Below are 25,326 nucleotides of genomic sequence, written 5' to 3'. Positions count from 1 at the left end.
ATTTAAGGGATTAATCGAAGTGTAATTACATCATGGGAAGCAAGATCTGAAACAAAACTCTTTTTAGTAGTTCCGATTTCTTTGTTTTTCCAAAGATCTTTTATTTTGTAAGTCATTTTATTGAAATCGGCTTCAAAACCAAAATCAGCATCTTTAATAGCATTCTTTTTAAAATCAAAATTAACCTTTTTAGCGACCTCACTTCTGTTTAGAAAAGTAATCGCCCAATTTCCATCTGATAAAGGCTTGACCCAAACTTCCAAACCATCTTCTGCCGAATATTTAAATCCTTGAATTCCGAGTTTATCTTGATTTACCGCAATCAAATCTTTATTCGTCAAAATTGCCAATGTTTCTTTGGACATTTTTCGATAATCGTTTCCTGTAAATAATGGCGACGACAGCATGCACCACATTGCAAAATGCGCTTTGTCTTCAGTATCATTCATTTCGTTTCCAACCTCCATCATATCAAAATCATTCCAATGATCTGGGCCCGAATATTTACGAATATCTTTTCTCATTTCGGCAATTTTCATGAATCCCCAAGACGACCAATTTTCTGGATGCTTGTACTCACAGTCAAAACACGGATAAATATCACCCGAAATTCTCCAAAGATTCCCAACTGGCTTTCCCCATTCCCATGGCTGATTGTCTCCCCATTCACAAAGACTGAAAACAATTGGCCTTCCTGCAGTTTTTAATGCATTACTCATTGTAGTATATGCTTCGGGAGCCGTAATTCCTTTAGTATTACACCAATCATATTTCAGGAAATCAATTCCTAATTTTGCATAAAAACGTGCATCTTGATATTCGTAACCACGAGTTCCTGGGTATCCAGCGCAAGTTTGCGTTCCTGCACAATTATACAAACCAAATTTCAAACCTTTGCCGTGTACATAATCAACAAGGGCTTTCATTCCGCTAGGAAATTTTACTGGATCAGGAATTAAATCCCCATTAGCATCACGTTCTTTAGTCATCCAGCCGTCATCTAATACAATATAATTATATCCCGCAGCGGCTAAACCTGACGACACCATGATGTCAGCCGTTTCTTTAACTAATTTTTCGTCAATATTGGTTGCAAAAGTATTCCATGAGTTCCATCCCATTGGCGGCGTCATGGCTAAACCTTCAAATTTCCCTCCTGTTTGATTGTGTGTATTTCCTTGTCCGAAACTTAAGGTCGAAACAACTAAAACAAGTACTGAAATAATCTTTTTCATTTTAAAACTTCTAATTAATTATTCTAAAAAAAATATTCCCTAATTAAGTGATTAGGGAATATTTCAACAAAACTCAAACCAAAATATTGCTTACTATTTCAAAACAAATCCCATGTCATCCATAAGAATTGTATTTCCTCCAAAATTACCCGATTCTTGAAGTGTCAACTGATCGAAAGTAGTTGGATTTCCAATATCTGAAAACGGAATTTCAATTGTAGTCCAATTTGGAGTTATTGTTTTTTTAATTTGATAAGCCCATCCGCCAAAAACAAATATTACGCTTGCAGCGGTATTTGTTGATCCCGATTTCACTTTTACTCTAAAAGCTTTATACTTTGAAACATTTCTAGAATTAAATTTCATATCAGCACCATTCCATCCTCCAAACACAAATTTAATAGAAGATTTCCCCTGAACTTTATCATCTTTAAAGTCTGTATCAAAAGTATCAGCACCATTCCACAACCAATGTCCTGCGTCACCTTGCAAAACATCATCATATAATGCAGAACCAATTGCTTCTTCTGAAACTGTTGAACCAGAAATATTTGTCACAGTAACATATTTATCTGTTGCATTAGCTGGCATTTTAAATTTAATTTCAGTCAATGTTGAAGAAATCAAAGGTACATCTGCTGTTCCTACTTTTACAGTTGGATTCAAGAAATAGTCACCATAAACTGTTACAATTTCACCTTCAGCAGCATTAATAGAATTATAGCTCTCTAATTTTGGTGTTGGCGGCGCAATCACAAAATCATACAGAACAGTTCCCGTTTTTGTAACTAATTTTAATTTATTACTTGAATTTGCATACGGCGTTTTTTCGTCGATCAAAACAAATATTGCAGTGTCAGTAACCATTGTCGGGTTGAAATATGTATCAAAATCATTAAAATAGATTTTTGTTACATTCGCAAGACCTGTTCCCTGAATGATATAGTAATTTTTAGGATCTCCAACCTTAACCGGAACTAGATCTCCTTCAACAGATTTTGCTACACTTGTAATTACAGGAGCACCTCCAGAACCACCCGAAGCCTCATCATTGTCGCATGAAGCAAAGACACCCAGCACCATAAATGCCATAATAAGAGGCAAAAGGTATTTTATTTTTATATTTTTCATAATTGTCAAATTTTAGTAATTATTTAAAAGTATACGGAACTGGTGCTTGTAATAATTTAGGATTTTTAGCCACCTCATTGTCCGGATAATCCATATAGAAGTCATTTGCTGCATGATCTTGGCTGTATACAGGCGTATAATGACGCTCACCATATCGGTCGCCTCTGTTTTGAGCCGACATGATCGCAATGGCTTTGTTCTTATCAATACGACCTAAGTCAAACCAATAATCTCCTTCAAAACATAATTCTTTTCTTCTTTCTAAAAAGATATCATCAAAAGTAATTGAAGTTAAATTTCCCAAACCTGCTCTTCTTCTAACTTGATTAATCGAATTTAATGCACTTGCATCTGTTGTACTAGCACCAGCACCTAAAACAGCTTCAGCATGAATCAGCAATAATTCTGCGTAACGCATTTTATAAGTATTGTTGTCCATCATTGCCCATGCGTCTGCTTGACCCGTAACGGCTCCGTTTACCACACCAATACAGTATTTTTTGATAGCGCCGCCAGATGCCTGTGCCAGATCTTTTCCTGTAGGAACTGTAAAACCAATTCCTTGTGTTGTTTTGATGTTAGGATATGTATCACCACCTATCATTACTGTTTCATGTTTTCTTAAATCGCCGTCTCCATATAAAGACAGCATAACTTCCTGGCTTGGCCCAAAAACCCCTGCATAAGACGCATTAGATGTTGACAATGTTCCATCTTGGAATCCAAATTGCGTGTTACAGTTATTAGCTGAACCATAAGCTCCGTCTCCTTTCCACTGAATAGCAAAAATTGACTCTTCATTATTATTGTTTGCATACGTGTACAAATCTGCAAAACTTTTCCCTGGCAACTGATCACCACCTAAAAGTTTAAATTCTCCACTGCTAATTACTGCTTCGGCCATTGCTCTTGCATTAGCATAATCTTTTTGGTACAAATACACTTTTGCCAACATTGCTCTTGCAGAACCTTTAGAAACGTGACCATTGTTTGCATAATTTGCCCCTCTAGTTTTAGAAGCCAACAATTCAATAGCTTTTAAATAATCCATTGTGATCAATTTGTAAATATCTGCAACTGTATTTGTATTTACATATGGATTACTTGTGTAATCAAGCGGATTTTCAATGATTGGCACCGGCCCCCAAAGCCTTACCAAATCAAAATAAGCAGTCGCTCTCATGAAATAAGCCTCTCCAACTGTATTATTCAACACCGTTTTATCAACTTCGGGACCTACTCTAGCCTCCAAAAAGTTAATAATCATATTAGACTGCTGTACATTTGCCCACAATGAAGACCAACCGTTTACCAACTCAGGATCACTTCCGTTCAATGAAAATGTTCTCAATCCGCTAACGTCTGGCGAACCTGAATACATATTTCCTGAACCCACTTCAAGCGCCCACCAAAACTTGTTATACATTTGGAACCAAGTTCTGCTGTACATACCATTTGTAGCCGATGAAACCTGATCATTTGTGCTGTAGTAAGAGTCCAAACTTATTCCATCTTCAGAAGGTCTATCCGTAAAATCATCTGAACATGATGCAAAAGTCAGAAGCGCTGTTGCTATAAAAAGCAAACTATATCTATTTAAAAAAGATTTCTTTTTCATTTTTTTTATTTTTAAAATTCTAAGTTAAGACCGATTAAAAATGTTCTTGCAATCGGATATCTTCCGTTGTCAATTCCTGATAAAAGCACATTTTGATTAAATGAACCAATCTCTGGATCGTAACCTGAATAATTTGTAAACGTGTATAAGTTCTGAGCAGATCCGTATAATCTTAATCTTGAAATTTTATATTTTGAAATAACATCTTGTGGCAAAGAATATCCCAACGTAACGTTTTGAATTCTTAAATAAGAACCATCTTCAACATAACGATCAGAAATCAACAAGTTATTATTTGCAGAATCTGCAATAGGTCTTGGGTTATTACTTGCTGTATTTGTAGAAGAATAATAATCCATTGCGTCAACTAATTGATTGTCATACAAAGAAGCATTTGTTGTTCCTGCTCTTTTAGTCAAGTTCATAACATCATTGCCATAAGATCCTTGAAGAAAAATAGAAAGATCTACATTTTTGTATTTGAAATTGTTTGTAAAACCATAAGTGAATTTTGGATGCGGATTTCCAATAAATGTTTTATCACTTGCATCGATTTTTCCATCTCCATTAACATCAACATATTTTACATCTCCTAAAGCAGTTTCTCCAGCTCCTGTTCCTACAGGCTGTCCAAATTGAAGTGGTGCTGCATCTAAAACAGCTTGATCTTTGAAGATTCCATCAGTTTTATATCCGTAGAACAATCCAATTGGGTTTCCAACTGTAGTGTTTGTCACAACAACCGGCTGATATCCATTTGTATTTACCTCCTGAGTTAAAACAATTCCGTTTGCGATCTCATCAAGATTATTTTTGTATTGAGATACCACCGCCGAAGCACTCCAATTGAAATTGCCTGCCGATCTCATGTCATAACCAAGAGTCAAATCAAAACCTTTATTACTCATCGTTCCTAAATTAGAGTAAGGCGCAGAAACCCCTCCGTACTGACCTCCACCTCCAGTTAAGTAAAGTGGCAATGGCACTTGGAATAAGAAACCTTCCGATTTTTTATCATAAACATCAAAACTTGCAGAAAGCTTACTGTCTAAAAATGTAAAATCAATACCAATATTGGTTTGGTTTAATGATTCCCAAACTAAATCTGGATTTGGATAATTTGACGGCAAAAATCCGCTTCCTAATCCTGAGTTTTGAGTTCCTAACATGGCAGAATAACTGTTGTTTGGAATCTGCTGATTTCCAGTTTCTCCATAACCAACTCTAATTTTAATGTTATCTACATATTTTCGTGTACCTTCCATAAAAGGCTCGCTAGATAATCTCCAAGAACCAGAAATTGCATTGAAAACACCTTTTTGATTGTCAGTTGTTGGATCAAATTTCGAAGAAACGTCCTGTCTAATTGAAGCCGTAATACTGTATTTATCATTGAAATCATAAATAACACGAGCAAAAAGAGACGAAAGTGAAGCGCTTCCTTTATATTGAGTAACTGTATTATTATCAACATCTGCTAAATTAATAGTATGAATCGAATTTGTTTTGAAGCCTTGTGCAGAAGCAATCAAACCTTCCCAATGAGAATCATTTGCTTCTTGACCAGCCAAAACCGTAAATTTATGCTTCCCGATAGTTTTGTCGTAAGTCAATAAATTTTTGATGTTTGTTGAGTACCAATTTTGTCTTCTAACATCAAGATCCGCTAATAAATTAGTTTGGCTTCCCCATTTGTATGAAGGTCTAAAATCGTCATTTTCACTAAATTCAGTATTTGCAGCAATTTCAAAACGATATTTTAAACCTTTGATGATTTCAGCCTCAGCGTACACATTTCCTAAGAAATTTTTTCTCACCAATTTATTATCTCTAGTCAAAGCTTCAGCAACAGGATTATAGTACGTTACACTTTGTTCTGATGAAGGCGGCCCTGCAAAAGTTCCGTCAATATTTCTAACCGGAATATCTGGCGATTGCAATAAAGTATTTGAAATCAATCCTGAGAAACTTTGGTTTACTGTAATTCTCTCGTTTGTAATACCTCCTGTCAAATTACCTCCAACTCTTAACCAAGATTTGATTTTTGAATCTAAGTTCAATCTTACCGTATATCTTTTCAAACCAGAATTGATGATTGTTCCTTCGTTATCTAAATAACTTCCAGACAAATAGTAGCTAGTTCCATCTTTTGCACCAGAAAAGGATAATTGATGGCTATTTGAAATTGCAGTTCTATAAACCTCATCTTGCCAATTCGTTCCAGGACCTAATAACTCAGGATGGCTGAATTCTTGACGCGTTTGGAAACCCCATAATTTTGCCAAATTTGTTTTTAAAGTTGCATATTGAGGCAAAGTCAAAACATCTAATTTATTTGCAACAGTAGCAAACGAAGTATAGTTTTCATACGCCACTTTTCCTGTTCCTTTTTTACCTTGTTTAGTCGTGATGATGATTACACCATTTGCACCTCTAGAGCCATAAATTGCTGTTGCAGAAGCATCTTTTAAGATATCCATAGATTCAATATCATTTGGATTAATCATAGAAAGTGGGCTCATTGCGTTGTTTCCACTTCCTCCTGAAGAAGAAAAACCGTCTTTTCCAGCCAAAGTCTGACCGCTTGTCGACTTACCTGTTGCATCTCCAGAAATAGGCACACCATCAATTACATACAATGGTTCGTTTGTACCTGTAATAGAAGTAGTTCCACGAACTCTTACAGAGGCCGCACCCCCCGGCTGTCCTGAGTTGTTTGTTACTGAAACCCCAGCTGCTTTACCCTGAAGCATCTGGTCGATAGAAACTTGTTTTAAATTTTCAATATCAGTTGATTTCACTGAAGATATTGCCCCGTTTACGTCTTTCTTTTTCTGAGTTCCGTAACCAATTACAACTACCTCTTTCAAATCTTCAGAACTGGATTGTAAAGTGATATTAATTTTTGTTCTGCCACCAATGGCTATTTTTTGAGAATCAAATCCAATAAATGAAACTAATAAAGTTCCATTTGCAGGTGCGTCGATCGTATATTTACCGTCAAAATCAGTTGAGGCAGTAGTTTTTGTACCAACAACAGAAATGTTGGCTCCAGGAATGGTTAATCCCTTGTCATCAGAAACTACTCCTGATATTTTAACCTGAGCCGTAATAAAATTACTAGTCAGCAACAAGAGCAAAATCAAAGGAACTGCTCTGTGGTTAGCATTCCAATGAATAAAGTTAGTCATTAGTTTTTTCATAATAAATGTTTGGTTAGTTTAAATTTGTTTACTCATAATTAAGTAATAAAAAGGGTGTGATTTATTTTCTAAATTATTTAACAAATCTATAACAGAACAAAACATTAAATCAATAATATTATATCATTTAATGATAATATTTTTACTATATGGTTGTAAAAAAACATATATGAAAATAAAACATAAAAATTATTGCGTTTTTCGCAATCAGTTACCCTCGAATCACTGCAAATTATAAATAAAAATTAACGAATTGGCTAAAAAGCAAACGATTTCGTTAAAAATAATATTTGTTTGTGAAAAAAAAGTATCACTATAAAATACGCTTTAATCCCGAAAATTCCTCTCGATACTGGCTAGGGGTACAATTTTTTGTAGCCTTGAAACTTCGGTTAAAGTTGGCTATGTTATTAAAACCTGACTTGAAAGCAACTTCAGAAACACTCATGTCTTTTTCAACCAGCCATCGTGCTGCATATCCAATTCGGATATCATTAATATAATTGACAAAAGTCTTTCCCGTTCGTTTTTTAATAAATCGATTAAAAGAAATTATCGACATGCTAGCGACATTTGCAGCATCTTCTAAAGTAATCTTATCAGCAAAATTTTTCTGAACATACTCATAAACCAACTTCATTTTATCATAATCATCAAACGTATCATAATCTACCGTATAAGTAGAAAGCAAACGTTGATTTCTGGAATTGGCTAAATCATACAACAGAGAGGTTATTTCCAAAAAATAATCCATACCATCTAATTTTGAAAGCCTTACAAGCCTAGGCGTCAATTCTTCGGCCGTTTTTTTTGAAAACAAAATTCCATGAATCGAACGATTGAACATATCACGAATTGGATTCATAATACGTCTTGACAACAATGATTCATGAAATAAATCATTATGAAATTGAATAGTGATCTCGTGGATTTTTTTGCTAGTACATTTATTAAGTTCCCAACCGTGATATAAATTTGGGCCAATCAAAACCAATTCTACATTATCGATTTCTTCAATATTATCACCAACAACTCGCTTCACTCCTTTTCCATTTAAGATAAAATTAATCTCAAATTCTGGATGATAATGAACCGGGAAATCAAAACTATCTTTAACGCGATCGAAAACCAAAAAACTATCTCCAGCTGAAAGTGGTGCTATTTCTCTATAAAAATTTTTAGCGTTGCTCATATTATAAAATTATTTCATGTAATAATAAGTTGTTTTTTGATTGCAATAATATGATATATAATTGATAAAATAATATTAATTACAGGATAAACATCCAATTATCTTTGAAAAATAGAATTATCGATTTTCTAAAAACTGTATTAATAATAAACATTAATCATTTTTTATAGAATATCTTTTTAAAGTTTTAATAATTTTATCTGAAAATCAATAACGAATCGTCGATTGAAAAGCATTTTACAAAAATCACCTTCTCAATCTCTGAATTTGTGGGTATTACAGTCAAAAACAATATAAAACCAGAATGAAAAAAAACTTATTAACCCTAATTATGGCAGTATTTATAGGAACTTCATGTTCTGCTAAAGATATTGTGGGTAATACTAATTTGTCACTTTCAGATAAAAAAGCGACACCTGAAACACTTTCCCTTTACAAAAAATTGAATCAATTAACGCAGAAAGGCTATCTTTTTGGACATCAAGACGATCTTGCTTACGGTGTAAATTGGAAATACGAAAACAACAGAAGTGATGTAAAAGATGTTGTGGGCGATTATCCAGCAGTTTATGGTTGGGATATTGCAGGCTTGGAAAAAGACGATGCCAAAAATATTGACGGCGTGCCCTTTGATAAAATGAAACAATATATCAAAGAAGCCAATGAAAGAGGCGGGATTTCGACAATCAGCTGGCATTTTGACAATCCTGCAACCGGAAAAAATGCTTGGGACAATACGCCAAACGCTATAAAAACAATTTTGCCTGGTGGAGAAAATCATATAAAATTTACTTCTTGGCTGGATAAAGCTTCCAATTTCTTTTTGTCTTTAAAGGATAAAAAAGGAAAAAACATTCCAATTCTTTTTAGACCATATCACGAACTTACTGGAGGCTGGTTTTGGTGGGGAAAAGGAAATTGCACCCCAGAAGAATTCAAATCTTTGTGGAAATTCACCTTTGAATATCTTCAGAAAAAAGGTGTTCACAATTTAATCTATGTGTACAACACAAGTAGCTTCAGTTCTAAAGAAGATTTTTTAGCGAGTTATCCGGGCGACAATTATGCTGACATATTGAGTTTTGACAGTTATCAAAACAATGACGACAAAGACGGCAAAAAATTCGTTGAAGAAGTTCAGAAACAACTTAAAATAGTAAACGAAATTGGTCACGAGAAGCACAAACCAATTGCGATTGCAGAAGCTGGCTACGAAGCAATTCCTGATCCAAAATGGTGGACTGGAACTCTAAATAAAGCTATTGGCGATTATAAAATATCATATGTCTTATTATGGAGAAACCACGGCTGGCAGGAAAAAGAGCAGAAAATGCATTATTACGCACCTTATTCTGGACAAGCCAGCGAAAAGGATTTTTTAGTTTTCTACAATCTCGACAAAACCTTGTTTGAAAAAGACATCAAAAAAGCTTTAAAATAAACAACCAAATCTAACTTACAACCTTTAAAAAGAACTCAATGCACGACAAAATTAATTTAAAAGAAAAAATAGGTTACGGACTCGGAGATGCCGCATCATCAATGTTCTGGAAGATTTTCAGCATGTATCTTCTCTTTTTCTATACCGATGTTTTCGGAATAGCCCCTGCAGTCGTAGGAACCATGTTTTTAATCACCCGAATCTGGGATTCCTGCTTTGATCCTATTGTGGGAATCATTGCCGATAGGACAAAAACAAAATGGGGAAAATTCAGACCTTATTTACTGTGGGTTGCCGTGCCTTTTGCCGTCATTGGAGTTCTCACTTTTTACACACCCGATTTTGATGAAAAAGGAAAAATAATATACGCTTATGTGACATATTCTTTGATGATGATGATTTATTCGCTAATCAATGTTCCGTACGCTTCACTTTTAGGCGTAATGTCATCTGACCGAAAAGAAAGAACCACTTTGTCTTCATATCGAATGGTTTTTGCCTTTGGAGGAAGTCTTTTAGCACTTTGGCTGATTGAACCATTGGTAAATTACTTCGGCGGAAGCCTTAACTCTAAAACAGGCTGGCTGGCAACAATTGCTGTTTTTGGATTAATTACAACTGTATTTTTCTGGGCTTGCTTTTTCTTCACTAAAGAAAGGGTAAAACCAATTGAAAATGAACAATCCAACCTAAAAGAAGATTTAAAAGACTTATGGAAAAACAGACCTTGGTGGATTTTGCTTGGTGCCGGAATTGGAACTTTAGTTTTCAATTCGATCCGTGACGGTGCTGCAGTTTATTATTTTAAATATTATGTAAGCAGTAGCATTAATTTCGACTTCTCACTTTTCGGAACTGCTTTTCATATGACGCCAACTTCCATTTATTTAGTGTTGGGTCAGGCTGCTAATATCATTGGAGTAATCCTTGCTACTCCAATTGCGAACAAAATCGGAAAGAAAAAAACCTTTTTTGGAGCAATGGCTTTAGCTTCTATATTGAGCTTGATTTTCTATTTCTTCGGAAAAGAAGACATTTTCTTAATCCTAATCTTCCAAATTTTAATCAGCATATGTGCAGGCTGTATTTTCCCGTTGATCTGGTCAATGTACGCAGACAGCGCCGATTATTCAGAATGGAAACAAGGTCGTCGAGCGACAGGTTTGGTTTTCTCAGCTTCATCAATGTCACAAAAATTTGGATGGACAATTGGTGGTGCTGGAGCAGGATGGCTATTAGGCTATTACGGTTTTCAAGCCAATGTTGAACAAACAGCCACAGCACAACACGGAATTCAATTAATGTTAAGCATACTTCCTGCAATCGCAGCAGCAATATCAGTCGCTTTTATCCTATTCTATCCACTATCTGAAGAAAAACTGCAAACGATAGAACAAGATTTAAACGAAAAAAGAGACCAAAAACTTTAAAAAACAAATCAGACAGAAATAAAAATATATGACAACAATAACCTCTTCAGTTGCTTTTCAGGATCGAAAAGCAACATTAGAAAAAGAACATAAAGCACTCATTGAGCAAAAAAATGCTCCCGAAGAAAATGCAGGAAACGGAATTTATCAGCGTTATCAAAATCCTGTTGTTACTGCAGCTCACGTGCCTTTGAACTGGCGTTTTGACTTAAACGAAAAAACAAATCCCTTTTTGCAAGAAAGAATCGGGATGAATGCGGCTTTCAACGCTGGCGCTATGAAATGGAGCGGAAAATATTTACTTGCCGTACGTGTTGAAGGAATTGACAGAAAATCATTTTTTGCCATTGCTGAAAGTCCAAACGGAATCGACAATTTCAAGTTCTGGGAAAAACCATGCGTAATTCCGCAAACCGAAGATCCAGACACAAACGTTTACGATATGCGTTTGATCAACCATGAAGATGGGTGGGTTTATGGTATTTTTTGCACTGAAAGAAAAGATCCTAAAGCTCCAAAAGGCGATACAAGTTCGGCAGTTGCAAACGCAGGAATTGTACGCTCTAAAGATTTAATAAATTGGGAAAGGCTTCCTGATTTGATTTCAAATACAGGACAACAACGAAACGTGGTTTTGCATCCCGAATTTGTAAATGGAAAATATGCATTATACACGCGTCCCCAAGACGGATTTATTGATGTAGGTTCAGGAGGCGGAATAGGTTTGGGATATGTTGAAGATATGACGAATCCAGTTGTAAAGGATGAAAAAATCATTTTCGGAAAACAATATCATACAATTTACGAATTAAAAAATGGTCTTGGCCCTGCTCCTATCAAAACAGAAAAAGGCTGGCTGCACTTAGCACATGGCGTACGTAATACAGCCGCAGGCTTGCGCTACACTTTGTATATGTTCATGACCGATTTGAATGATATTACAAAAGTAACACACGTTCCAGCGGGACATTTTATGGGGCCAGAAGGAATTGAACGAGTTGGAGATGTATCAAACGTATTGTTTTCTAATGGATGGATTGAAGATGGCGACGGAACAGTTTACATCTATTATGCATCATCAGACACAAGAATGCATGTTGCGGTTTCCTCTGTTGCAAAATTGGTTGATTATGTTACAAATACACCGGCTGACACTTTTATTTCTGCGGGGTCTGTAGAAACCATCATCAACCAAATCGAAAAAAACAACGCAATATAAAACCACGTGTCAGAAAATCTAAAAAAATTAAAATCAGAATTAGAAACCGAATTAGATTCGATTCTTGAATATTGGTCCAAAAATACCGTCGACAATCAAAACGACGGTTTTATTGGACAGATCGATTTTAATGAACATGAAATAACCAATTCAGAAAAAGGTTCCGTTTTAAATGCCCGCATTTTATGGACATTTTCAGCAAGTTATAAAATCACAAAAAACGAAAGCCACAAAAAACTGGCTGAAAGAGCATTCGAATTTCTGTCTGAACATTTTTATGACAAACAATTTGAAGGCCTTTTTTGGAGTATCAATAGCGATAAAACACCAAAAGATACCAAAAATCAAATTTATGCGCTAGCCTTTGCGATTTATGGGCTATCTGAATATTATGCAATTTCTAAAAATGAAAAAGCTTTAGAAATTGCCATCAATTTATATTCTAAAATTCAGGATTACAGCTACGATCCAATAAACAAAGGTTATCTCGAAGCTTTCACAAGAGATTGGAAACCAATCGAAGATTTGCGTTTAAGCGAAAAAGACGCCAACGAAAAGAAAACTATGAATACGCATCTTCATATTATTGAAGCTTATGCGAATTTATACAAAGTATGGAAAGACAAGACGCTTCAAAACATTATGATTGAACTTCTTGAAACGATTGAAAAACATTTTATCAATACTGAAACAGGCCATCTTCATTTATTTTTTGATGAAAACTGGATCGAAAAACCAGATGTTATTTCATTTGGACACGACATCGAAGCGGCTTGGCTTTTACAGCAATGTGCCGAAATTTCAGAAGATGAAACGCTAATTGCTAATTATAAAAAATACGCAATCCAAATTGCCGAAGCCACAAAAAAAGGAATCGATTCTGATGGGGGATTATGGTATGAATTTGATCCTGAAAAAAAGGAATTAATTCGAGAAAAACATTGGTGGCCACAAGCTGAAGCTATGATTGGCTTTTACAATGCCTATCAATTGACCAAAAAAGAAGAATATCTGGATATCGTTTACAAAATTTGGAAATTCACGCAAAAACACATAATCGATCACGAAAATGGAGAATGGTTTTGGGGTGTTTACGAAGATTATTCTATCATGAAAAAAGACAAGGCTGGATTCTGGAAATGCCCTTATCATAACGGCAGAGCTTGCTTAGAACTTATTAACCGAATTAAGACTTAAAATGAAAACTAACTTTCTTAAAATAGCATTTCTCAGCTTATTATTTTCAGCCGTTGTAAGCTGTTCTTCAGACAATGAAGATCCAAGAGAAGTAATTGTAGATCCTCCAGCTCAGGATGATCCTTTGACAACTTCAAACGCGCCAACTTATATGGTTGATGTCAGTGCTACAAAAGAAACTGTCGCTTTATTTTATAATTTAAAAAAACTAGCAAAAACCAAAACAGCAATAGGTCAGCAGGACGCTTTCAATAGTTTTTATCAAGATGCTGGAGGCGATTCTGATATTAAAAAAAATACCGGTTACGACCCTGCAGTTTTAGGTTCTGATTTTATGTTTATTACCGATAAAAACAACAATGAACAAATAGGCAATTGGTTTTATGGAGAGGAGATCAAAATTAAGTCTGCTGTTAAAAATGCTTACGCAAAAGGCATAATCAATACTTTTTGTTGGCATTTGAGAGAACCTTACAAAGAAGAATCTTTTTATGCTGCTGATATGACATCAGAACAAAAAAACACAGCTTTTAAAAGTATTTTACCAGGTGGAGCAAATAATGAATGGTACAAGAAAAAATTAGATAAAATTGCCAACGTCGTTTCTGATTTAAAAGGATCAAACGGAGAATTGATTCCAATAATTTTCAGGCCGTTTCATGAATTTGACGGAAGCTGGTTTTGGTGGGGAGCGAATTTTTGCACTGTCGATGAATATAAAAAAGCATACCAATTCACGGTTGATTATTTAAAAAACACCAAGGGCGTTCACAACATTTTATATGCTTTTTCACCTGACAATTCATATACCACACAGGCTGATTATTTGAGTCGTTATCCGGGTGATAAATATGTCGACATTATTGGAATGGACAATTACGGTGATTTTAGCAATCAAGGTCAAACTGGTGCCGACCGTGCAAATTCTAAACTCAAAATCCTTTCGGATTATGCGAAAACAAAAGTGAAAATTGCCGCTTTGACCGAAACTGGTTTTCGTGTAACCAGCACAAATCCGGCCATTATAGATTGGTTTTCAACTTTGCTATATAGTTCACTTACTAAAAATGACATCCAAATAAGTTACGTAATGTTTTGGAACAATGATAAAGACGGCTATTATGTCCCGACAGGCTCGGTTTCAAATGCAACAGATTTTAAAAATTATAGTGCCAAAACAAAATCGGCTTTGGTGAATTCCCTGCCGAAGATGTATGAAATGCCGAAATAGCTTTTTTGTTGCAGGTTTCAAGTTACCATAAAAAAACTCTAAAAACGCAAAGCCCTAGCCCTGATAGAAGCGGCATCCTTTTATGGTGGGGTTCACCATAAAAGATACAGCGGATAGCAGGATGAGCTCCTAAAAAATATCATATGAAAAACAGATTTTTAAAAACGCTTTCATTCGCCATGATTTTTGTTGCAATTGCTTGCCAGGCGCAGGAAAGAATTACGGTGAAAGGAACACAATTTTACAAAGGCGATAAACCGTATTCCTATATTGGAGCAAATTATTGGTACGGAAGTTTATTAGCTTCTAAAAAGGTAGGTGACCGCAAAAGACTGCTTCGAGAATTGGATTTGATGCAAAAAAACGGAATCGATAATTTAAGAATTCTAGTTGGAGGTGACGGTGGAAAATACGATTTTACCGTTCGTCCTGCGTTGCAATATGAACAAGGAAAATATGATCAAGATTTGCTTGACGGACTGGATTTTTTAATCAGTGAAATGAGCAAGCGAAAAATGTATGCTGTTTTATTTTTGACAAACAACTGGGAATGGTCTGGTGGCATGTCGCAATATTTGGAATGGAACGGCAAAGGTCCGGTGCCAGTTCCGGGAATTGCGCCCAATACATGGCCTCAATTTATGGCTTACACGGAACAGTTTCATAGTTGCGAGCCTTGCATGAAAGCTTTAGAAAATCATGTAAAGTTTATTATGGGTAGAACAAATACTTATTCTAAAAAGAAATATACTGAAGACAATACCATTATGGCATGGCAGGTTGGCAATGAACCGAGAACTTTTACGCCAGAAAATGAGGCTAAATTTACGGTTTGGCTAAACAATATTGTCAATTTAATAGACAGTTTAGATAAAAACCATTTAATTTCTACTGGTTCAGAAGGATTAAACAGTTCAAATGATGATATTCAAATTTTTGAACGAACGCATCAAAATCCAAATATCGATTATTTGACCATGCATATTTGGCCAAAAAACTGGAACTGGTTTAAGGCCGACAATGCCGAGGCAACAATGCCGGCAACTTTACAAAATGCAGGAAAATATATAGACAAACATACTGCAGTAGCAAAGCAGTTAAAAAGACCTATTATTATTGAAGAATTTGGTCTTTCAAGAGAAAATGAAAATTTAAACGCGGGAGCTTCTTCTATCAACAGAGATAAATTTTACAGCTATATTTTTGGAAGAGTCTTAGAAAGTGTTAAAAGTGGTGGTCCATTGCAAGCAGCTAATTTCTGGGGATTTGGCGGAGAAGGAAAAGCGGTAAACGATACTGGAAAATGGAATCCCGGCGATCCTTTAACTACAGATCCTCCGCAAGAACCACAAGGTTTAAATTCGGTATTTAACGGAGATAAATCAACACTTGAAATTGTCAAAAAATACAACTCCGAATTAAAGAAAAAGTAATTTTATTTCCACCATATAAGTGACATAAGTTCATTTAACAGCTTTATTTAGGCTTTTACTAAAATGAACTTATATCACTTTTATGGTTTAAAAATGTTCTCATGAAAAATATATTTATTCTTTTTTGTTTCATACTCATAAATTTTTCTTTCGCACAGAAGAAACAGGACTTTACTGTTTTTTCTCCTAATGGAAAAATCGAAGTTAAAATTGCTGTTAATGATAAAATTTCGTGGATGATTTCGCATGAAAAAGATTTGATTATAGCACCTTCCGTAATGTCTTTGACACTGGACGAAAATGTTGTTTTAGGAAAAAATCCAATCGTTTTAAATACAAAAAAAGAAAGTGTGAATACTTCTTTTGAAACGCCTTTTTACAAAAAGAAATCCGTTCAGAATAAATACAACCAACTGACTTTAAATTTCAAAAATGATTTCAGTATTGAATTTCGCGTTTTTGATGATGGCGCTGCGTATCGATTTCTCACCAAAAAGAAAAAAGACATTACAGTAAAATCAGAGGAAGTCGTTTTAAATTTCGATCAAGATTACAATACTTTAATGCCGTACGTAAGAGATTTAAGAAACCCGAAAGATCCTTTTATTTCTTCATTTGAATCGCATTATGAAAACAAAAAAATAAGCGAATTTGCGAAAGATACTTTGGCATTTCTACCCTTTTTAATTGATTATAGAAACCATAAAAAAGCTGTTTTTCTAGAAGCTGATTTGGAAGATTATCCTGGGTTATTTGTTACCAATAATAAAGACAAAACAGGTTTTGAATCTCGTTTTTCAAAATATCCAACCCAAGAAACCAATGGCGGATTTAATTACCTCAACAAATTAATTACGGAAAGAGCCGATTATTTGGTAAAAACTAAAGGGACAAGAACTTTTCCGTGGAGAGCGATTGTAATTTCAGAAAATGATTCCGATTTAGCCAACAATGACATGGTTCAGAAATTAGCCGAACCGTCAAGAATAAAAGATATTTCGTGGATAAAACCCGGAAAAGTTGCTTGGGATTGGTGGAACGACTGGAACATTTATAATGTTGATTTCAAAGCCGGAATCAATACGCAGACTTATAAATATTATATTGATTTTGCTTATAAAAACAAAGTGGAATATGTAGTTTTGGACGAAGGCTGGAGTGTTGAAACCGATATTATGAAACACAATCCAAATGTAGATTTGGAAGCTTTGATTACTTATGCGAAAGAACGAAACGTCGGCATTATTTTATGGGCTTCATGGATGGCAATACACAATAAAACAGAAGCTGTTTTTGACAATTATGCAAAACTAGGCGTAAAAGGCTTTAAAGTAGATTTTATAGATCGTGACGATGCCAAAATGGTCAATTCGGTTTATGATATTGCGCAAAAAGCAGCGAATCATAAATTGATTATTGATTTTCATGGGATGTACAAACCAACAGGAATTCAGCGAACGTATCCGAATATTCTAAATTTTGAAGGCGTAAAAGGTCTTGAAAATAATAAATGGACACCAAATGATGACGTTCCACTTTACGACACAACAATTCCGTTTATCAGAATGATGGCCGGCCCAATGGATTATACACCGGGCGCAATGCGAAATGCAACAAAAAGCGAATTCAAACCGAGTCATTCTAGTCCGATGAGTCAGGGAACAAGATGTCATCAATTGGCACTTTACACCATTTTTGAAGCACCTCTGCAAATGATGGCCGATAGCCCAACCGTATATATAAAAGAACAAGAAAGCACCGATTTTATCGCAAAAGTTCCAACTACTTTTGACGAAACCGCACCTCTTGATGGCGAAGTTGGAAAATATGTTTCAATCGCCAGAAAAAAAGGAAATACTTGGTATTTAGGCGCAATCACAAATTGGGATTCCAGAAATATTACAATTGATTTTTCTTTCCTTGAAAAAGGCAAAAAATTCGAAGCCGAAATTTTCTCAGACGGCCTTAACGCAGACAAAGCCGCAACCGATTATAAAAAGGAAATGATTACCGTTGATTCGACAACGAAATTAAAATATCGTTTGGCAAGCGGTGGCGGATTGGCAATGATTATAAAATAGATTTCAATTATAATTTAACAAAACTGGACTGAAGTCCAGCCCTACAATATGGATCGAGCCAAAGGCTCTTTTACGTTCCGAAGGAACAAATTATATTGTAGAGCTGGACTTCAGTCCAGTTTAAATGTTGGTTTTATAGGAAACACAAAACCGACAGATTATTATAACCTGTCAGGTTTAATATTCATGATGGTAACGAGCCGTAGACGCACTGCCGTGCGCCTCTACGATTATGTGTTTTTTACGAATTATCAATTCACAATTAAGATAAAATCTTCTCAATCGCATTCAATTCATCATCCGTAAAATCAGTATTCTGTAAACAATCAATATTATTGCACAATTGTTTTACAGAACTTGCGCCAATTAAGACCGATGTAATTCGTTTGTCTTTTTGCAGCCAAGCCAAAGCCATTTGAGCTAAAGATTGATTTCTATTTTGAGCAATTTCATTCAGCTGAATTAATTTTTCAATTTTTTCCTGCGTCACCTCATCTTCCCTCAAATGTCCGTTTGGATTATGAGCGCGTGAATTTTCAGGAATTCCGTTTAAATATTTATCGGTTAAAAGTCCTTGTGCCAATGGCGAAAATGCAATACATCCCACTCCTTTTTCTTCTAGAACATCTAGTAAACCATCTTCAACCCAACGTTGCAACATTGAATATTTTGCTTGGTGAATCAAACAAGGCGTTCCTAATTGTTTCAAAACATCAACCGCAACTCTGGTTTGCTCTGCCGAATAATTACTAATCCCAACATACAAAGCTTTTCCGCTTCTAACGGCGTGATCCAATGCCATCATCGTTTCTTCAATTGGCGTTTCAGGATCTGGACGATGCGAGTAGAAAATATCAACATAATCGATATTCATTCGCTTTAAACTTTGGTCTAAACTTGACAGCAAATATTTTCTAGAACCCCAGTCTCCATAAGGGCCTTTCCACATTGTATAACCTGCTTTGGTAGAAATTACAATTTCATCACGCAGATTTCCTTGAAAATTATGCCATAATATTTTTCCGAAATTTTCCTCTGCAGAACCTGGAACCGGACCGTAATTATTTGCTAAATCAAAGTGTGTAATTCCTTTATCAAAAGCCTCAATAGCAATACTTTCCGCATTTTCAAAATTATCTACTGAACCGAAATTGTGCCATAATCCTAAAGAAATCTCTGGAAGCAGCAAACCGCTTTTCCCACATCTGTTATATTTCATTGTTTTAATTTAAAAAGTTGGAGTTTTATAGGTTTTAAAAATACAAAAAACTCCCGCAGATTTAGCAGATACAGGAGATAAAAAAATCTGCCTAATTTGCTAAATCTGCGAAAGGAAAATATGCCTGCAATTAATCTCGCAAAGTCGCAGAGTCGCAAAGTTTTAATTTAAAAATAAAATTCAATAGCGTCCAGCTTTAGATGGATGAAAACATAAACGCAATCAAAAAGGCTTTAGCCAAACTTTAAAGTTCGACTAAAGCCTTTTTCTATTCAAATCTTATTACCCTAGCTGAAGCTAGGGGCTATTCAAAAAAACTTTGAAACTTTGTCCCTTTGTCCCTTTGAAACTAAACAAATCTATTCTTTTATCTCAAACCCACTTTGCAAACCTTTATCAGAACTTCCTCCAACCATGATTTTAAAAGTTCCAGGTTCAACTAAATACTTTCCTTCGTTGTTATAAAAGCCAAGTTCTTTGTCTGTTAAAGTAAAAGTTATCGTTTTAGTTTCTCCTTTTTCCAGATTCACCAATTCAAAACCTTTCAATTCTTTTATCGGGCGAACGATACTTGCAAATTCGTCATGAATGTATAATTGAACGACTTCTTTTCCATCATAATTTCCTGAGTTTGTAACCTCAATACTAACCTGAACCTTTTCTCCTTTTGCAAATGATGTTTTATTCAATTTCAGATTTTTATAATCGAAAGTAGTATAGCTTAATCCAAAACCAAATGGGAATTGAGGCGTTTTCTCCACATCCATATAATGTGACCAGAAAACATTTTTATCGCTGTCAATTGGTCTTCCTGTGCTGTATTTGTTATAATAAATTGGCACCTGCCCTACATTTCTTGGGAACGACATTGGCAGTTTTCCACTCGGATTATAATCTCCGTATAAAACCTGCGCTACAGCATTTCCTGTCTGAGTTCCTAAATGCCAAGCCTCCACAATAGCTGGAACATTTTCCGCTGCCCAAGGAATGCTCAACGGACGACCATTATTTAAAACCAAAACTACATTTGGGTTTGCCTTATAAATTTCTTCTAATAATTCTTGCTGTAAACCTGGTAAATTCAAATCAGTACGGCTTCTTCCTTCACCGCTTTGGAATCCGTATTCTCCTAAAACCATAACCACAACATCAGCATTTTTTGCTGCTGTTTTTGCAGCTTCAAATCCGCTTTTATCAGTTGTATTAAAAATAGTTTCCGTTAAAAAAGTAGCTTTTTGCGTTAACAATTCTACTCCTTTTTCAAACACCAATTGATTGTCTTTATATTGTTGCATTCCTTCTAAAACCGAAACCGCAGTATTATCATCAGCAGCAATTCTCCAGCTTCCCAATGGACTGTTTTTGTCATTTGCCAACGCACCAATCAAAGCAATTTTTTGTCCTGATTTCTTTAGCGGAAGCAAATTCTTTTCATTCTTCAACAAAACGATCGATTTTTTCGCCATGTCCAGAACGCCTTCATTGTTAGCTTTACTTCCTACAACTTCTTTCTCGCGTTTTTCATCGCAATATCTGTACGGATCATCAAATAATCCCAATTCAAATTTTACACGAAGAATTCGGCGAACAGCATCATCAACCAAAGATTCTTTTACTTTTCCTGATTTCACTAAATCTACCAATTTTGCCACATACAAATACGATTCCATATCCATATCAGAACCTGCAATGACTGCTTTTGCAGTTGCATCGGCCTCATCTTTGGCATAACCGTGTGCAATCATTTCGCGAATCGAAGCATAATCAGAAATCACAAATCCGTCAAACTTCCATTTTCCTTTTAAAATATCTCTTTGCAAAAAGGCATTTCCTGTTGCTGGAACACCATTCAGCGTATTAAACGAATTCATAAACGTACGGACTCCCGCCTCAACCGTCGCTTCAAAAGGTGGCAAAACCGAATTGTACAATTTAGAATTGCTGATATCTACAATATTATATTCCAATCCCGCTTCAACATAACCATAAGCGGCGAAATGTTTTGCGCAAGCTGCAATCGTATTAACTTTTGCCAAATCAGCAACATTTTCTCCTTGAAAACCTTTTACACGTGCATAACCTATTTTACTTCCCAAATAAGGATCTTCACCTGCACCTTCCATCACACGTCCCCAGCGTGCATCATTTGCTACATCGACATTTGGTCCAAAAGTCCAATTAATTCCTGATGCAGAAGCTTCATCAGCCGCGATCGCCGCCGATTTCTTAATCGCTTCCAAATCCCAGCTCGCCGCTTCTGCCAGCGGAATAGGACTTAACGTTTTATAGCCATGTATTACGTCAAAACCAATAATTAACGGAATTCCCAAACGCGTTTCTTCAACCGCAATTTTCTGCACAGCGCGTACTTCTTTCACACCGCGCACCGTCAGCATCGAACCGACTAATCCTTTTCGTAAATGTTCGTATTTTAATTCAGCTGTTCCGCCTTTCGGAGCCGGTCCGGTCACGTCCCAAAAACCATTATATTGATTCATTTGTCCCACTTTTTCCTCTAAAGTCATTAAAGGCAAAAGCAAATCTATACGTTGTTCAATAGTTTTATTTTTATCCAAATACGGCTTTTTTTGTGCATTCATATTTCCAACAGTAAACAGGGACAAAACCCCAATAATTATTATTTTTTTATTTTTCATGGTTAGTTTTTTTTAAGCTACTAAGGTGCTGAGATGCTAAGATCCTAAGTTTTCTTTTTGGGCGTGTGCCTGTCCCGATAACTATCGGGAGGCTATCCGTTTCAAGTCCTCGCTCTTCCTTCGTCAGGCTGTGGGCTTTCCACTGCTATCCTTCACGCGAGCGGTTTCAAAAGAGCGTCTTTGATTATCTTGTCATCCTGAGGAACGAAGGATCACACTAGAAACTCCGCATAGAACGTCACCAATATTTGTCGAATCCCGAGTGTGATCCTTCGTTCCTCAGGATGACAAACTTTGCGAGGGCTTCGACTCCGCTCAGCCTGACAAACGCAAAACAAAAAATCAGTGCTAATCCGTTCAATCAGTAAAATCCGCGGGCAAAAAAATCTAAAATCTTTTTTCTTGGCTCTTTATTCTTTAAAATCTAGAATCTAAAATTCCGTGGTAAAACAAGAAGCCGGTAAATTCGCTTTATTAAACAAATCAGACTGAATTGTATTTCCCCATGCAAACCTCACTTTTGCAGGATTTACAACTTTTTTACTTGTCAAAATCACTTGATTATTTTTTATCAAAGCTTCAGCGGGAACAAAAACACCATCAGTTCCGGCAACTTCAAATTGATTCGATTTTTTGTCTTTAAAATAAAGTCCGTCAGCATAATCGAAAGCAACGACTACTTTGTTTTTTTCAATTTTAAAGTCTTTAAAAAGTGGGCCGTTTACCAAATTAGAATTTAGTCCCGAAGCTTCGGGATACGTTTCAGCCAAAGCCAGATTCGCAAGACGAATTCCTACTGATTTTTTATTCTTTGGATGAATGTCGATTGTATCTGAAATATCAGAAGTCAAAACCATTCCGGTTTTTGGAACTTCATTTAAAAGTTTTCGTTGTGAGTTTCGAACTGTTACATTCGAAAAACTATTGCTTCCCGTTTTAAAGGGCGCAATCTGAACATAGTAAAACGGAAAATCATCTTTCCATTCCTTTCGCCATGAAGTAATTAATGCACCCAATGTTTTATCATAAACCAAGGAACCCACATTCGATTCACCTTGATACCAAATTGTTCCGGCAATTTTAAATCCGACGATTGGATAAATCATAGCGTTATAAGCGCGTCCAGGTTGTCTTGGACCGTATTCTTGCTCGTTTAGTTTTTTAGCATTTTCTAATAAAAGAGGGTCATTGTTTACTGTTTCTTCTGGCATCCAGATTTCAGCTGGAGTACCGCCCCAATTCGAAGAAATCAATCCGATAGGAACATTTTTCAAATCTTCTCTTAAACGTTTAGCAAAAAAATAACCAATCGCGCTGAAATATTTCATGGTTTCCGGAGTCGATTCCGTCCAATTTCCAAGCAAATTATTCTGCGGACTTGTAGCAGTTAATTTCGGAACAGTAAAAAAACGAATGTTTGGATTAGTGGCGTTTTTAGCTTCTTCTTCCCCATTATCAATTCCCCAACTCACCGACATTTCCATATTCGATTGCCCTGAACAAAGCCAAACTTCGCCAATCAAAATATTTTTTAAAACCACTTCATTGTAGCCCTTTATTGAAATGGTAAAAGGCCCTCCGGCTTCTGGAGTTTTAATCAACAATTCCCATTTTGCTTGATTGTTTGCAACCGTTTTATATTCCTGATTATTCCAGCTTGAAACCAATTTGATTTCTTCTTTTGGATTTGCCCAACCCCAAATTTTCACTTCTGAGTTTCGCTGTAAAACCATATTATCGCCAAAAATATTCGGAAGAGAAACGTTTGCCATCATAGTACTGGAAATCAATAGAAAGAAAGCAAACTTAAATATATTATTTTTCATTTAATAGCTTTTTTAAAAAAGGACCATATTGATCTGCCATCACTTTTTGATCTGCGACATCTGGATGTCCTAAACAACCTTTTGGCGTCATAGGCTTAAACTTGAAAATCAAAATTGGTTTGTGGGTTTTATCATTCGCGAAAGCGCTTTGAACTTTCTTCAAACATTCTTCAAAAACAACAGCTTTTTCACCATTAACCATTGGACTATTTGTAATAACTATTTGCGTTTTTGGATTATGCTGATAAAGCATTTTTATGAAATTGATGTAATTCGAAACGTATTTATCGGCATTAAACGGCAATCTTTCTTTTATGCCATCACCTGTAGAAAAATCATTGGTTCCCAAAGCAATACTGATAATATTTGGCTGAAAAGCAAAATCATATTTAGGCTTCGAATTGTCTTTTGTCAAATATAAATGCTGATACACATCTGGCATTATCGCTTCGTCTTTGTTCTCGTCATTCCAGTTTCTATACATTCCGATTCCTGAAACTGAACTTACCAAATAATCCACTCCAATTGCTCGAGAAAGCGTAGGGCCGTAAGCATAATAACTATTATGATGATCGTAATATTCGCCTTTATCACAAGGAATATCAGAACCATCACTTGCTGCACCACACGTGATTGAATCGCCAATAAATTCGATTTTCTTTCTTTTTTTAGCCGAAATTGCAGTCAGTTTTGCTGTTGTTCCGGCAAATAAAACACCTCCAGTATGTGCTTCTGTATTTTTATAAATTTCAAGTTTATGCTCTTTTTTTGTCGAAGTAACTTTAATTGGAAAAGACTGCACAGCGCCTTTTTCAATTCTGATTTTGCCAATGTATTTTTCATCCAAAACTAATGAAACATAATTATGATGTTCATATGAATCTACACTTTGAAGCGAAATCGAACATTCATTTCCAGTAAAACTGAATGAAACCGAAGAAGCTGATCCTATTAAAACAACATTATTATTTTGGAGTTTTTCAACTCGGCCTTCATATAAAAAAGTATTATTTTGATTTTGGTCTTGCGAAACACAAACGGTTGCAATCTGCAAAAACAAAATTAAAAAAAGCATTTTTTTGATAAACATAGGTTATTTGTTAAAATCTAAATAGAATTCACAAATATATTTGAAACTCTTGATTCAAAAAGATACTAAAATGTCAAAACGTAATAAAAAAACACCACATAAACACATCAAACTTCAAATTCT

Annotated in this window: 16 protein-coding genes; 7 read left to right on the top strand and 9 right to left on the bottom strand. The window is 35.5% G+C overall.

The window, feature by feature from the left end:
* Window positions 1–2: 2 nt before the first annotated feature.
* From H600_RS0106705 to H600_RS0106685, 5 genes are all read right to left on the bottom strand, one after another.
* The gene (locus H600_RS0106705) at window positions 3–1,235 is read right to left on the bottom strand and encodes a glycoside hydrolase family 27 protein (RefSeq protein ID WP_026728059.1); all 1,233 of its coding nucleotides are present in this window, start codon (window positions 1,233–1,235) and stop codon (window positions 3–5) included.
* Window positions 1,236–1,328: 93 nt separating this feature from the next.
* Complete coding sequence (locus H600_RS0106700; RefSeq protein ID WP_026728058.1) at window positions 1,329–2,366, bottom strand: IPT/TIG domain-containing protein; 1,038 nt, start codon at window positions 2,364–2,366, stop codon at window positions 1,329–1,331.
* 19 nt (window positions 2,367–2,385) lie between these two features.
* Window positions 2,386–3,984: a RagB/SusD family nutrient uptake outer membrane protein gene (locus H600_RS0106695; protein WP_026728057.1), complete on the bottom strand. Its 1,599-nt coding sequence runs from the start codon at window positions 3,982–3,984 to the stop codon at window positions 2,386–2,388.
* Between the two features lie 11 nt (window positions 3,985–3,995).
* Window positions 3,996–7,187 carry a SusC/RagA family TonB-linked outer membrane protein gene (locus H600_RS0106690; protein WP_051234387.1) on the bottom strand — a complete coding sequence of 1,064 codons (3,192 nt, stop codon included), beginning with the start codon at window positions 7,185–7,187 and terminating at the stop codon, window positions 3,996–3,998.
* 313 nt (window positions 7,188–7,500) lie between these two features.
* A complete protein-coding gene (locus H600_RS0106685) occupies window positions 7,501–8,379 on the bottom strand; it encodes an AraC family transcriptional regulator (RefSeq protein WP_026728055.1) in 879 nt (292 codons plus the stop codon).
* A 304-nt stretch (window positions 8,380–8,683) separates the two neighbouring features.
* Here H600_RS0106685 and H600_RS0106680 point away from each other — a divergent pair, with 304 nt between their 5' ends.
* From H600_RS0106680 to H600_RS0106650, 7 genes are all read left to right on the top strand, one after another.
* Window positions 8,684–9,820, top strand: coding sequence for a glycoside hydrolase family 26 protein (locus tag H600_RS0106680; RefSeq protein ID WP_026728054.1), 1,137 nt, complete (start codon window positions 8,684–8,686; stop codon window positions 9,818–9,820).
* 38 nt (window positions 9,821–9,858) lie between these two features.
* Entirely contained in the window at window positions 9,859–11,250 is a 1,392-nt protein-coding gene (locus tag H600_RS0106675) for an MFS transporter (protein WP_026728053.1), read from the top strand.
* Between the two features lie 28 nt (window positions 11,251–11,278).
* Window positions 11,279–12,469, top strand: coding sequence for a glycoside hydrolase family 130 protein (locus H600_RS0106670; RefSeq protein WP_026728052.1), 1,191 nt, complete (start codon window positions 11,279–11,281; stop codon window positions 12,467–12,469).
* 6 nt (window positions 12,470–12,475) lie between these two features.
* Window positions 12,476–13,666, top strand: a complete 1,191-nt coding sequence (locus tag H600_RS0106665) for an AGE family epimerase/isomerase (protein ID WP_026728051.1) — start codon at window positions 12,476–12,478, stop codon at window positions 13,664–13,666.
* Window position 13,667: 1 nt separating this feature from the next.
* Window positions 13,668–14,897: a glycoside hydrolase family 26 protein gene (locus tag H600_RS0106660; protein WP_026728050.1), complete on the top strand. Its 1,230-nt coding sequence runs from the start codon at window positions 13,668–13,670 to the stop codon at window positions 14,895–14,897.
* Between the two features lie 143 nt (window positions 14,898–15,040).
* Window positions 15,041–16,330, top strand: a complete 1,290-nt coding sequence (locus H600_RS0106655; RefSeq protein ID WP_026728049.1) for a glycoside hydrolase 5 family protein — start codon at window positions 15,041–15,043, stop codon at window positions 16,328–16,330.
* 101 nt (window positions 16,331–16,431) lie between these two features.
* Complete coding sequence (locus H600_RS0106650) at window positions 16,432–18,411, top strand: retaining alpha-galactosidase (protein WP_026728048.1); 1,980 nt, start codon at window positions 16,432–16,434, stop codon at window positions 18,409–18,411.
* A gap of 262 nt (window positions 18,412–18,673) precedes the next feature.
* Here the strand turns inward: H600_RS0106650 and mgrA are convergent, their stop codons facing one another.
* The 4 genes from mgrA to H600_RS0106630 all read right to left on the bottom strand — a co-directional run bounded on the left by mgrA (window position 18,674) and on the right by H600_RS0106630 (window position 25,188).
* Window positions 18,674–19,630 (bottom strand): L-glyceraldehyde 3-phosphate reductase, encoded by a 957-nt coding sequence (gene mgrA, locus H600_RS0106645; protein WP_026728047.1) that lies wholly within the window; start codon window positions 19,628–19,630, stop codon window positions 18,674–18,676.
* Between the two features lie 359 nt (window positions 19,631–19,989).
* Window positions 19,990–22,287, bottom strand: coding sequence for a beta-glucosidase BglX (gene bglX / locus H600_RS0106640; protein WP_026728046.1), 2,298 nt, complete (start codon window positions 22,285–22,287; stop codon window positions 19,990–19,992).
* 431 nt (window positions 22,288–22,718) lie between these two features.
* A complete protein-coding gene (locus tag H600_RS0106635; RefSeq protein WP_026728045.1) occupies window positions 22,719–24,113 on the bottom strand; it encodes a sialate O-acetylesterase in 1,395 nt (464 codons plus the stop codon).
* Window positions 24,103–25,188, bottom strand: a complete 1,086-nt coding sequence (locus H600_RS0106630) for an SGNH/GDSL hydrolase family protein (RefSeq protein ID WP_245176544.1) — start codon at window positions 25,186–25,188, stop codon at window positions 24,103–24,105. The genes H600_RS0106635 and H600_RS0106630 overlap by 11 nt, the downstream gene beginning before the upstream one ends.
* Window positions 25,189–25,326: the final 138 nt, after the last annotated feature.

This window comes from Flavobacterium denitrificans DSM 15936 (assembly GCF_000425445.1).
Taxonomy (GTDB): Bacteria; Bacteroidota; Bacteroidia; order Flavobacteriales; family Flavobacteriaceae; genus Flavobacterium; species Flavobacterium denitrificans.
Note: the sequence above shows the minus strand (reverse complement) of the source record. Positions and strands in the feature narration are given on the sequence as shown.